Below are 12,404 nucleotides of genomic sequence, written 5' to 3' on the forward strand. Positions count from 1 at the left end.
TCGGGTGTCGACAGCCAGACCGGGCCCTTTGCAGGCTAGGAGATATCGCTTCTTGTTACAGATAAAGGCGTTTTGCTTGCCTGACTTGGGGTGCGAATCAAAAGTCGAGTGACACATTAACCCTGGTTTAATCGCCCGGTGTGACGCTCCTGAGCCGTTGAAGAGTGCGCGTTGCTTCTTTGCGCATTGCGTCTGGCCCCAGCCCCATTAAGGAACTGCTATGTCATTTATCAAGCGCTCATCCGCCTGTCTGTTGGTCGCCTGCGCTTTACCGTTAATGGCCAATGCGGCGTCCGAACCCTCGACGCCAAGCTACGGTGAGGAGCTGCAAGGTTTTCAATACCCGTACCCGTTGCATCACTTTGCCTTCCACTCTCAGGGCCAAGTGCTACAGATGGGCTATATGGATGTAGCGCCGACCGGCACCGCCAATGGCCACACGGCCGTGTTGCTGCATGGCAAAAACTTCTGCGCGGCGACCTGGGGTGACAGCATCAAAGCCTTGAGCGATGCGGGTTATCGGGTGGTGGCGCCGGACCAGATTGGTTTTTGCAGCTCAACTAAACCGGCAGACTACCAGTACAGTTTTCAACAGTTGTCAGCCAACACCCATGCTTTACTGGCCAGCCTTGGCATCGACAAAGCCGATGTGATCGGCCACTCCACCGGCGGTATGCTCGCCACGCGTTACGCGCTGATGTACGCGCCGCAGACCGAGAAGCTGGTGCTGGTCAACCCCATCGGTCTGGAAGACTGGAAGGCCCTGGGCGTGCCATGGCGCAGCGTTGATCAATGGTACGAGCGCGAATTGAAGCTGGACGCCAAAGGGATTCGTACCTACGAACAGAACACCTACTATGCAGGGCAGTGGAAGCCTGAGTACGACCGCTGGGTCGATATGCTGGCCGGCTTGAACAAAGGGCCCGGGCACAAGCGGGTGGCTTGGAACTCGGCGTTGATCTACGACATGATCTTTACCCAGCCGGTGTTCTATGAATTGCCCAACCTGAAAGTGCCGACGTTATTGCTGATCGGTGATGCCGACACCACAGCCATCGGCAGTGATATTGCACCGCCCGAGGTCAAGGCCAGAATCGGGCATTACAAGGTCTTGGGCAAGCAAGCGGCCAAGCTGATTCCGGGCGCGCAACTGGTCGAGTTCCCTGGTATGGGCCATGCGCCACAAATGGAAGATCCGGCAGGGTTTAATCGGGTGCTGATAGAGCGTTTGAATAGTCTGTAGGTGTTGCTGCTGGCTGCGATATTGCGGGCAAAAATCAAAAGATCGCAGCCTGCGGCAGCGACTACGGCGGGTTCATCTGCGTATCAAACCTTGATTTAGAGCGCTTACCTGCGTTATAGCTAAAAAGGTATTCAATAGTTTTACAGGAAATGACAACCACTTATGGACGGAAGCACACGTATCCATCGCCAGCTCGGCTCACATTTCGCCACCCTGATTGCGCAATGTGGGCCTCATCTAAAAGGCTGTGTTCGCGCAACCACAGGGTGTCTCTCTCGCCTCCTGGCAAACCTCGCATTACCCCACCTCAAACCCTGTTTTTCAGGGAGCAGTGCCAACTGGCGCCACTGTTACATCCCTCCGCCTGATTTTTTCTGATCGTTCGCCCGACCGGCGCTTTTACCGCACGTTTTTAAAGGCGTGTAGGGCTGCCCGGCTTTTTATCTGAACCTTTCATTGTTGACCTGCTGCGTCTACTGGACAGTGGTTTCAGGTCTCCATCAGCGCTTTGCTGGCCATCCAGAAACAGGCGGCCAAGCGCTCGCAGTACAAGGAACGACACCCCCATGATCTATTTCCAGGGCAAGAGAATCTTGAGCGCCATCTTTGATATGGATGGCACCATGTTTGACACCGAACGCCTGCGTTTCAAAACCCTCAAACAAGCTGCCGTTGAGCTTCACGGCACGCCGCTGAGCGAAGAAACGCTTATTGGTTCATTAGGCTTGAGCGCGAAAAAGGCCGAAGCGCTGGCCAAGGCCAATCATGGCGAAGACTTCCCCTATGCCCAAGTGCGCAAGCGCGCGGATGAGCTGGAACTGGCCTATGTGCGTGACCATGGCGTACCGATCAAGGATGGCTTGCTCGAAGTGCTGGAACGCCTGCGCAAGTACGGCCTGACCATGGCCGTTGCCACCTCCAGTCGGCGTGCGATTGCCGAGGAATACCTGATCAACGCCAATGTCTTGAAGTATTTCGATGTCACGGTGTGCGGTGACGAAGTGACCCAGGGCAAGCCACATCCAGAGATTTTCCTGACCGCAGCCAGTGCGCTGAATTGCCTGGCGCCGCATTGCCTGATGCTCGAAGACTCCGAAAATGGTTTGCTCTCGGCCATTCGCGCCGAAGGCCAGCCGATTCTGATCGAAGACATCAAAGCCCCCGCGCCCGAGGTCAAGGCCGGGGCTCTCAAGGCCTACCAGAACATGCATGAGTTCTTGGCTGACTTGAACGACTGCATGCCCGACCTGGGCACGCCGGAGCTGACCGAGAGCTTCCCGCAGGCGTTCAACCAGTTCAGCGTCGGGATTCATGGTTTTGGCGCCATGGGCGGCGGCTATCTGACGCAGATTTTCTCTCATTGGGATGGCTATACCCGGCCGTGTGAAATCATTGCCGCGACCCGCTCGCGGATGTTGCGCGACACCATCCAGGCATTTGGCCGCTACAGCGTGCGCTATGGCGCGACGTCATTCGACCAGACCATCGATAACCTGACCATGATCGACCTGGACGACGCCGAAGCAGTGATCCGCATGTACGACGTGGCGGAAATCATCGGGCTGAGCTTGCCCGAAACGGCCATTCGCAATCAGGCGCACGTGATTGCCAAGGGGTTGATCCGCCGCTATGAGCGACGCGGGCGTGAACTGACGATTTTGACGGTATTGAATAAAGTGGGCGGGGCCGATTTTGTAAGGCGTCACGTGAAAACCCAGTTGGCTCAGCTAGTGTCGCCGGAGATTGCGCAAAAAATTCTTGATAACACCCATTTTGCAGAAACGGTGGTCAGTCGCATTGTCTCGAAAATCTCCAACGATGCACTGGTGCGGCAATTGCGTATCAAATCGAAGATTTTCCAGAACAGCCTGGATGAGCAGCCATTGCCCCGTAAAGCTTTACCCAAAGTGCCTGCGCCTGAGTACGAGCGTTTGATCGCACGTTTTCGGCCCTTTGCCCAGTCGAGCAACGCCCTTAGCCAGTTGCACCTGATTTTGTTTAACAGCGAGTCGGACATGCCGCTGTACGCAGAGCGCAGCAGTAATTTGCTGGAGCGTTTGCGTCAGATCAAAACCGTGGACGACATCAGCCAGACCCAGGTCATGAAAAACCTGCTGTGGAACGGCCCGCACGCGATCATTGCCTGGTACGCCAGTGTGCTGGGTTACAACGTATTGGGGCAGGGCATGGGTGATGCGCGGGTCAGCGCCCTGGCTGAACGCTTGATTCACCAAGAGGTTGGCCCGGCGCTGGTGGCCGAATACCCGCAGATGGCCGAGGCGGTGGCAGATTTTTCGAAAACCTTTCTGGAACGCTGCAACACCTCGTTCAAAGACCCGTGTGCCCGCGTTGGACGTGATCCGTTACGCAAACTGCAACGTAACGAACGGATTTTTCGCAGCATTGATCTGGCCCGTAAGCACGGCATTGACAGCAGCGCCCTGGAGTTTGGCAGCGCCCTGGCCTTGCATTACGCAGTGTATTGCGCCGACAGCAAAGACCCGGAAAGCCAGTTGATCCGCAGCGTGTATCACGCGTCGGGGAACATTGAAAACGTACTGACCTACAGCGGCCCCTACAACGGCAAAGCCTATCCGGGGCTGGACCCGGTGGCTGATGCTGCGTTGGTGAAATCCATTAGCAAGCAGTTTGCTCGGTTACACGAACAACTGCCTGCCGTCTGTGGCTTGTAGTCGCTGAGGAGCGAAGCGAGGCTGCGATCGGTTGCGCAGCAGCCGTAAAATCCCATGACACGGTATGCCTGAGACACCGCATTGCCCGGATTTACGACGACTGCGTCCTCGATCGCAGCCTCGCTCCGCTCGTCAGCGACTACAGATCTTTAACGTCAATACGGCATCCAACCCGCCTTCGGGCCGGTTACGCAGCACCAACGTGCCGCCATGGGCAGTCGCTACGGTCTGGGCAATACTCAAGCCCAGGCCGTAGCCGCCGGAGCTGCTGTTGCGCGAAGTATCGAGTCGGTAAAAGGGCTCCAGCACTTGAGTCAGTTGCTCAGGCGCAATGCCGGGGCCGCTGTCGCGCACGGTAATGACTAATTGCTCAGGTTGCTCATCGACGATCACCTGTACGTCACGGGCATAGCGCACGGCATTTTCCAGCAGGTTTTGTACACACCGCTTGAGGCTCCGGGCATAACCCGACACCGGGTGTTTGGCACGGCCTATCAGGGTGATGTGCTCGCCAATGTCCTGCAGGTCAGCCTGCAAGCTTTGCAGCAAGGCGTTGATGTCGATGTTCTGCCGGGCTTCGTTGATTTCACCACTGCTGACAAACTCCAGCGTGGTCGACACCAACCCCTCCATATCGGTCAGGTCTTTGCGAAAACGCTGCTTTTGTTGCTCGTCATCAAGCATTTCGGTGCGCAGGCGCAGGCGGGTGATCGGCGAGCGCAGGTCATGGGACACCGCCGCCAAAAAACGTGTGCGCTCGGCCAGGCTGTGCAGCAGACGCTGTTGCATCAGGTTGAAGGCCTCGGCGGCGCGGCGGACTTCCACCGGCCCTTCGACTTCCAGTGGCTTGCGGCGGATATCGTTGCCCAGCGCCTGGGCGGCCTGAGCCAGTTGGTTTAATGGCCGAATGGCCAGGCGCACGGCAAACAGGGCGATGATCACCAGCACGATGATGCGCACCAGGTAGATACGCCAAAAGTAGTCAAGCATCACGTCGGCCGGGGACAGGCTGGTCCAGCCTTGGTCTTCCTTGGCCTGCACCTGCAGCCAGCGCCCGTCGGGCAGTTGCAACTCAAGGGCGTATTGGCCAGCGACCGGGCTGGAGCCGAACAAGCTGTTGATCCCGGCTTTTTGGCCCTGTTGATCAAGCAGGGTCAAGTTGAGCAAGCGCAGAGGTGTGCGAGTGGCGGTTTTTTCATTGATCAGGTTTTTCAGCAGGTCTTCAGTCGCTTGATCCTGAGTCGACAGCCGCGCGCTGGCGGGGAGGGGCGCATCGCGCTCGGTCAACTGAAAGTCAGGCGTGTTCAAGTTGCTGAGCAACTGGGTGGTGTTCTCGGGGCTGGACGCTGACACCCGCACGATATCGGCCAGGCGGCTGGCAATCAATCGGGTCGGGATCTCCAGCACCTGGCTGTGACGCACGTCATACCAGATGCTGCTGGTAGCCACCTGGGCGCCGAGCATACCGGCCACCAGAATGATCACCAGCCGCCCATAAAGCGTGCGCGGTATCAGCTTCATGATTCGTGGGTCACCTTGCTTGAGGTCAGCATGTAGCCTTCGTTGCGCACGGTTTTGATCAGCTCGGGTGTCAGTTGCTGGCGCAGGCGGCTGACGCACACATCAATCGAGCGGTCGAAGGGCGTACTGTCTTTCTCGAACACATGATTGAGCAAAAAATCCCGGCTCAGCGGGCGGTTAGGGTGCTGCAACAATAAGCGCAGCACTCGGTAGTCGGAATTGCCGAGGCTGATCACCAGTCCTTCGGGGGACAGCACCTGACGCGCGCGGGTGTCGAGGCGCCAGCCGTCGAAGTTCACATACGGCGCTTCGTCGACCCGTGCCCGCTCCGGAAAACTCTGCGCGCGGCGCAAGACCACCTTGATTCGCACCAGTAATTCTCGCGGATCGAACGGTTTGGGCAGGTAATCATCCGCGCCAATTTCCAGCCCGACGATGCGGTCAATCAGGCTGCCGCGTGCGGTGAGCATGATCACCGGAATATTGGAGGTCACCCGTAACGTGCGGCACAGGCTGAGGCCGTCTTCGCCGGGCAGCATCAGGTCCAGAACGATCAGGTCAATGACGTTCATCTCCAGACGGCGATGCATCTCCTTGCCGTCACAAGCCGTTGACGTCTGATAGCCGGCATCGCGCAGGTACTCGGCCAGCAGTTGGCGGATTTCGGGGTCGTCATCGACGATTAATACGTGATCTAGCTTGGACATGTGAACTCGTCTGGGCCTTGGGAAAGATGTGCAATAGCGGATTTTGCGATGGCGAGGCCAGCGAAATGTAATGAAATGTTGTGGCGGCGATTTTCATGCGCCGCCAATACAAAGTCGAACAATTGCCGGCAATGACCCTCTTTAGAATGGCGAATCTAAATGCGAGTCATTGTAATTAAGGAAGGTCCGATGCCATCGTCACCCGATGCGGCTGTTGTTCGCAATACCCCTTATGCCTTGAACGGCACGCTGGCGCCCTTTATCGGAGTGATGGCGCTCGGAGTCTTCAGCGTGCCAACCCGTGCTGCCGAGCAAGCTGACGCTGCCCTGACCTTGCCTGCCTTGAGCGTTCAGGGTAGCTACGATTCACCGTTCAAGGTGGACGAAGTGTCCTCGCGCAAAGTCATGACACCGCTGCTGGACGCCCCGCAAAGTATCACCATCGTGCCCCAACAAGTGCTCAAGGAACAAAACGCGCAGAGCCTGCAAGACATTCTGCGCAACGTGCCGGGCATCACCTTTATGTCAGGGGAGGGCAACCTAGGCTGGGGCGACCTGTTTTCTATACGCGGGTTTTCGTCCGAGCAAAGCCTGACAGTCGATGGCGTGCGCGATGCGGGCATGTCGAGTCGCAATGACACCTTTAACCTGCAACAGGCTGAAGTCTTCAAAGGCACCGGTGCGATTGAGTCGGGCATTTCAGCGGTGGGCGGCAGCGTCAACCTCGTGAGCAAGGAAGCCCATTTGGGCGATGCCAACCGCATCTCTGCCGGTGTCGGCACCGACGGTTACCGCCGGGTGACCGCCGACATCAACCAGGAACTGACCGACACCAGCGCCGTGCGCATCAACTTGATGAAGCATGAAAGCCAGGTGGCCGACCGTGATGACGTCGATTACGACCGCTGGGGCATCGCCACCTCACTGGCCTTGGGCTTGTCGACACCGACCCGTGCTTACCTCGATTTCTTCTATCAAAAGGACGACAACACCCCAGACGGCGGCTTGCCGATTTTGCGCGGCACCGATGGCAAACGCATGCCCGGTGTCAAACGCAACAATTGGTACGGCGACTCCAGTTTATACACCCAGCAGACCGAGACCACCTCGCTGACCGGGAAGCTGGAACATGACTTTGACAACGGCGCCTTGCTGACCAACCAGGTGCGCTGGCAGCAAACTGACAACTTTGCGGTCTTGTCCCCGGCACGGTTTTTCTCCGCCAACCCGGATGGTTCCAAGACCTGCACCGGCACCCGTTGCGCCACCCTGGGTTATGTCGGCGTGGGCCCTGTGTCGACGGTCAACGGGGTCAAGGTGTATACCGATTACACCAACAACGGCAGCACCGCCAACGGTGTGTTGCGCGGCAGCGATTTCGGCCTGTCCAGGCGCTACACCATACTCGACAACCAGACCGACCTCAGCTTTGCCTTCGACACCGGCTCCATCAGCCATAAGGCTGTGACCGGCCTGGATCTCTACCACGAAACCTACGGCGGCCTGCACCGCAATGCCAAGGTCCCGGCGGCGAACATGACGTTCGACATGGGCGACCCGCAACACAGCTTTGATACGGTCTACACCACTAAAGGCTTTAACGAACCGCGCTCCAGTATCGACAACGCCGGGTTGTACGCGGCCGACACCCTGACCCTCAATCAGTGGTGGCAAGTGATGGGCTCGCTGCGCTACGACAATTGGACCGCTGAAACCACCCAGAGCGGCCAGGCGAATATCAAAGACACCTCGGGCGCCTGGAGCGGCCGTGCCGGTGTGGTCTTCAAACCCCGACTAAACGGCACTATTTACGCGTCTTACAGCCAATCGGCTCAGCCTTCGGCGGTGGGCGCTTCGACCAACAACCAGATCTATGGCGCGGCGAGCACCAGCAGCTACAAGCCTGCCCAATCGAAAACCTATGAACTCGGCACCAAGTGGGATTTGCTGGATAAAGGCATCAGCGTGACGGCGGCGATTTTCCGTACCGAGCTGGAAAACTCCTGGGAATACACCGAGGGCGATGCTTCGCCGGTGCGCGCACTGCCTGCCAAGCGGGTCGACGGCGTCGAGTTGGGCCTGCAAGGCAACATTACCGAGCGCTGGACGGCCTACAGCGGTTTCTCGGCGCTTAAAAGCGATCAGACCAAGGGCGTCAACAAAGGTGAAGAGGCCAAGAACGTTCCCGACCTGACCGCCAATCTCTGGACCACCTATGCCTTCACCGACGATCTGAGCTTCAGCTACGGCGCCAACTACGTCGGGCGTCGGCGCTACACCGACAACAAATACGTGGGCGGTCTGAACAACAACAGCAGCAATGCCGATGGCCCGTCCGGGGTGCTGCCGATCTATACCCGTGACAAAGAAAAGGCGCCGGGCTACTGGGTGCACTACGTAGCAGCGCAGTACAAGGTCAACCGTCAGACCACGGTCAACCTCAATGTCGACAACCTGTTCAACACCTTTTATTTCAGCCGTATTGGCGCCTCCCTGGATGGTTTCCAGCTGTATGGCGTACCGGGTGCCGGGCGCACGCTGACCGCCAGCATCGACTATGACTTTTAAGCCTGCCGGGCGCGGGAGCCGCGCATGCTGATCGAGATTACCGACGTCTTCACCGCCGACGAAGTGGACGATATGCGCACGCGGCTGCTGGCTGAACCATGGGTGGACGGCAAAGTCACGGCCGGGCAGCGCTCGGCCCGTGACAAGTTCAACCGCCAATTGAACGAGGATTCTGCGCTGGGTGTGTTGTTTGGCCAGCGCATCCTCGCGCGGTTGTCCGAGAACGCGTTGTTTATGTCGGCGGCGCTGCCCAAGCGGATTTATCCGCCCTTGTTCAATCGTTACAGCGGTGGCGAGGCGTTCGGCTTTCATATCGACAACGCCATTCGCGGCATCAAAGGTGTGCGCGAACGGGTGCGCACCGACCTGTCCGCCACCTTGTTTTTGACCGACCCGCAGACCTACGACGGCGGCGAACTGGTGATCCGCGACACCTTTGGCGAGCGCAGCGTCAAGTTACCGGCCGGGCATCTGGTGCTGTACCCCGGCACCAGCGTGCACAAGGTTAATCCCGTCACTCGTGGCGAGCGGGTGGCGGCATTTTTCTGGATCGAAAGCCTGGTCCGCGAAGACAGCCAGCGCAGCCTGTTACTCGACATGGATGTAGCCATTCAGCGCCTGAACGCACAACAGGCCGACGACGAGTCGTTGCTGCAACTCAGCGGCGTGTACCACAACCTCTTGCGTCGCTGGAGCGACGTGTGAGCCCTTCATTTAGTGGGAGATTAATCGTGTCCAAATCGTTTTCACGCATGTGGTCATTGCTGGTGGTGTTAATTGTTAGCGGGTTCGGCATGGTGTCGTCGGCCTGGGCCAAAGACGTCACCGACGTGCTGGGGCGGGTGGTCGACGTGCCTGAGCATGTGCAGCGGGTGGTGCTGGGCGAGGGTCGATTGATTTCGACGCTGGCCATTCTTGACCGCGATCAGCCTTTTAAGCGTGTCGTGGGCTGGCAGAACGACCTGCGCAAACTTGACCCCAATACCTACGCCGCTTACGTGGCGAAGTTTCCAGAGGTCAAAGACATTCCGCTGATTGGCCAGGCCTCGGAGCAGAGCGTCAGCGCCGAGGAAATCCTCTCGCTGAAGCCGGACCTGGCGGTGTTCAGCATCTCCGGCCATGGCCCGACCGAGCACAGCCCGGTAGCCGATATCCTCGAAAAAGCCGGCATCCCGGTGCTGTTTGTCGACTTTCGGGTCAACCCGGTGCAGGGCACCCATGACAGCATGACTGCACTGGGCAAGGCTCTTGGCTGTGAAGCACAAGCTCAAGCTTTCCTGGATTTCTACCAGCAGCACATTGACCACATCACCGAAACCTTGGGCGCAATCGACGACAGCAAACGCCCTAGCGTGTTTCTTGAACTGCTGGCCGGTGTCTGGGCCAACCCTGGGCATACCACGGGTAAAGGCGGTATGGGCGAACTGATCAACCTGGTGGGCGGACGCAATATTGCCGCTGGCGTAGTGCCCGGCGCACTGGGCGATATCAGTGTTGAATACGCGCTCAAGGCTGATCCGGACATTTACATCCTCACCGGCAATCAAAAGCCGGGCGTGATGATGGGCGCAGGCATTGACCAGGCCACGGCCCAGGCATCGCTCAAACAGGTGCTGAGCCGCCCTGAGTTTGCCCAACTGCGAGCGATTCGCGAAGGCAATGTGCATGGCTTGTGGCATGACTTTTACAACTCGCCGTACAACCTCCTGGCGATAGAGGCCATGGCCAAGTGGATTCACCCCGAAAAATTTGCCTCACTTGACCCGCAGCACACGCTGGAGCAAATCAACCAGCAGTTCCTCGGCATGCCGCTGGCAGGCCAATACTGGATCAGTGAGCAGAAATGACCGCGCACTTGAACCCCGCCGTGGCCGCTGCCAGCCACGGCTACCGCCGTCTGCTGGCGCGACGGGTCGGCTTGTTGGTGGGCATCGGCATTGCCTTGGTCGCGGCGGTGTTGCTTGATCTGTCGACCGGCTCTTCGGGGATGACCCTTGGGGCTTTGGTTGACGGCCTGTTGCACCCGCAAAACCTGGCCGTGACTGACCGGGTGATCATCTGGAATGTGCGCTTGCCCTACGCGCTGATGGCGGTGCTGGTGGGCGCAGCCCTGTCACTGGCCGGTGCAGAAATGCAGGCCATCCTCAATAACCCGCTGGCCAGCCCCTTTACCCTCGGGGTGTCGTCGGCGGCTGCGTTAGGCGCTTCGCTGATCATTGTTTTTCCGGTCAGCAGCGCTTTATTGAGCCGCGATTCGATCGTGGCGCTGTCCGCGTTCGTGTTTGCCTGCGGCTCGATGTTTTTACTGCATGGCATGTCGCGATTAAGAGGCGCCGGGGTAGAAACCCTGGTGCTGTTCGGCATTGCCCTGGTGTTCAGTTGTAACGCTTTGGTGGCGCTGTTGCAGTTGCTGGCCACCGAAGATGTGCTGCAACAGCTGGTGTTCTGGAGCTTGGGCAGCGTCGCGCGGGCCAATTGGGACAAGTTGAGCATTCTCGCCGTGGTGCTGGCGCTGATCATGCCGTTTTCGCTGCAGGCGTCTTCGCGCATGACTTTGTTGCGCATGGGTGAGGATCGCGCGCAAAGTTTTGGCGTTGACGTGCGCCGGCTGCGGTTTTTCTCGCTGCTGCGCATCAGCTTGCTGTCGGCGACGGCGGTGGCCTTTGTCGGCACCATTGGCTTTATCGGTCTGGTGGGCCCGCACATTGCGCGCATTTTGATTGGTGAAGACCAGCGCTTTCTGTTCCCGGCCAGCGCGCTGGTGGGGGCGCTGTTGCTGTCACTGTCCTCGGTGGTCAGCAAAATCATCATGCCGGGGGTGATCGTGCCGGTCGGCATTGTCACCGCTTTGGTGGGCGTGCCGATTTTTGTGGCGCTGGTGTTCAAGCGGGGTCGGCAGCTATGAGTGCTCAAGGCTTAGTGATCAGCCATGCCCAGGTGACTTATGGCCGTCGTGTAGTGATTGCAGATGCGTCATTGCCCGAGCTGCAACCCGGCACTCTCACCGCGTTGATCGGGCCCAATGGTGCCGGAAAATCCACGTTGCTACGCGGCCTGGTGGGGCTTGAACGCTTGCAGGGCACGGTCAGCTTGCAAGCCCGGCAACTGACGACGATGTCGGTGTCGGAGCGAGCGCGACTCATCACCTACATGCCGCAACACCTGCCGCCGGGGCTGGGGCTCAGCGTGATCGAAAGCGTCATGGCGGCCTTGCGTGTCGGTGGTAGCGGTGGTGATTACCTGGAACAGGCCTATGCCGCCTTGCAGCGCATTGGCATCGAACACCTGGCTGATCGCATGCTCAATGCGCTCTCGGGGGGGCAGCGGCAACTGGTCAGCCTGGGGCAACTGATTGCGCGTCGTCCGAGCGTCATGCTGCTGGATGAGCCCACCAGCGCGCTGGACCTGAGCTACCAATTGCGGGTGATGGAATGCGTGCGTGACATGGTTCGCCAGCACCAATTGATCGCGGTAATCGTAATGCATGACATCAGCCTGGCGGCGCGTTATGCCGACACTATCGCCGTGTTGCAAGACGGGCAAATCATGGGCTTTGGTGCCGCAGAAGAGGTACTGACCCCGCAACTGTTTGCCGATGTGTACGGTGTCAAGGCGCGGGTCGAGCGCTGCTCGCAACAGACCCTGCAAGTGCTGGTGGATTGCCCTGCCTAA

General features: G+C 58.7%; 9 protein-coding genes. 7 read left to right on the forward strand and 2 right to left on the reverse strand.

Annotated elements, in window-relative coordinates; genetic code table 11:
* Window positions 1-277: 277 nt before the first annotated feature.
* Together AAEZ03_RS07270 and mtlD are read left to right on the forward strand one after the other, a co-directional pair.
* Complete coding sequence (locus AAEZ03_RS07270) at window positions 278-1,243, forward strand: alpha/beta fold hydrolase (protein ID WP_350577399.1); 966 nt, start codon at window positions 278-280, stop codon at window positions 1,241-1,243.
* Window positions 1,244-1,809: 566 nt separating this feature from the next.
* Window positions 1,810-3,936: a bifunctional mannitol-1-phosphate dehydrogenase/phosphatase gene (gene mtlD / locus AAEZ03_RS07275; protein ID WP_350577270.1), complete on the forward strand. Its 2,127-nt coding sequence runs from the start codon at window positions 1,810-1,812 to the stop codon at window positions 3,934-3,936.
* A gap of 132 nt (window positions 3,937-4,068) precedes the next feature.
* Here mtlD and AAEZ03_RS07280 read toward each other — a convergent pair whose 3' ends face one another.
* Window positions 4,069-5,457, reverse strand: a complete 1,389-nt coding sequence (locus AAEZ03_RS07280) for an ATP-binding protein (RefSeq protein ID WP_350577273.1) — start codon at window positions 5,455-5,457, stop codon at window positions 4,069-4,071.
* A complete protein-coding gene (locus tag AAEZ03_RS07285) occupies window positions 5,454-6,164 on the reverse strand; it encodes a response regulator (protein ID WP_123749294.1) in 711 nt (236 codons plus the stop codon). Before AAEZ03_RS07285 ends, AAEZ03_RS07280 begins: the two co-directional genes overlap by 4 nt.
* A 189-nt stretch (window positions 6,165-6,353) precedes the next feature.
* On the opposite strand from AAEZ03_RS07285, the gene AAEZ03_RS07290 reads away from it, so the two are divergent.
* Genes AAEZ03_RS07290 through AAEZ03_RS07310 form a run of 5 tightly spaced genes read left to right on the forward strand, consistent with a single transcriptional unit; the run spans window position 6,354 to window position 12,404 of the window.
* On the forward strand, window positions 6,354-8,732 hold the full coding sequence (locus tag AAEZ03_RS07290; RefSeq protein ID WP_350577277.1) for a TonB-dependent receptor: 2,379 nt from the start codon (window positions 6,354-6,356) through the stop codon (window positions 8,730-8,732).
* A 24-nt stretch (window positions 8,733-8,756) separates the two neighbouring features.
* Window positions 8,757-9,437, forward strand: coding sequence for a Fe2+-dependent dioxygenase (locus tag AAEZ03_RS07295; RefSeq protein WP_350577279.1), 681 nt, complete (start codon window positions 8,757-8,759; stop codon window positions 9,435-9,437).
* Window positions 9,438-9,484: 47 nt separating this feature from the next.
* Window positions 9,485-10,579, forward strand: coding sequence for an ABC transporter substrate-binding protein (locus tag AAEZ03_RS07300; protein WP_350577402.1), 1,095 nt, complete (start codon window positions 9,485-9,487; stop codon window positions 10,577-10,579).
* On the forward strand, window positions 10,576-11,637 hold the full coding sequence (locus tag AAEZ03_RS07305; protein WP_048371955.1) for a FecCD family ABC transporter permease: 1,062 nt from the start codon (window positions 10,576-10,578) through the stop codon (window positions 11,635-11,637). Before AAEZ03_RS07300 ends, AAEZ03_RS07305 begins: the two co-directional genes overlap by 4 nt.
* Window positions 11,634-12,404 (forward strand): ABC transporter ATP-binding protein, encoded by a 771-nt coding sequence (locus tag AAEZ03_RS07310; protein ID WP_350577282.1) that lies wholly within the window; start codon window positions 11,634-11,636, stop codon window positions 12,402-12,404. Before AAEZ03_RS07305 ends, AAEZ03_RS07310 begins: the two co-directional genes overlap by 4 nt.

The sequence above is a fragment of the Pseudomonas sp. HY2-MNA-CIBAN-0224 genome (assembly GCF_040310285.1).
Taxonomy (GTDB): Bacteria; Pseudomonadota; Gammaproteobacteria; order Pseudomonadales; family Pseudomonadaceae; genus Aquipseudomonas; species Aquipseudomonas helleri.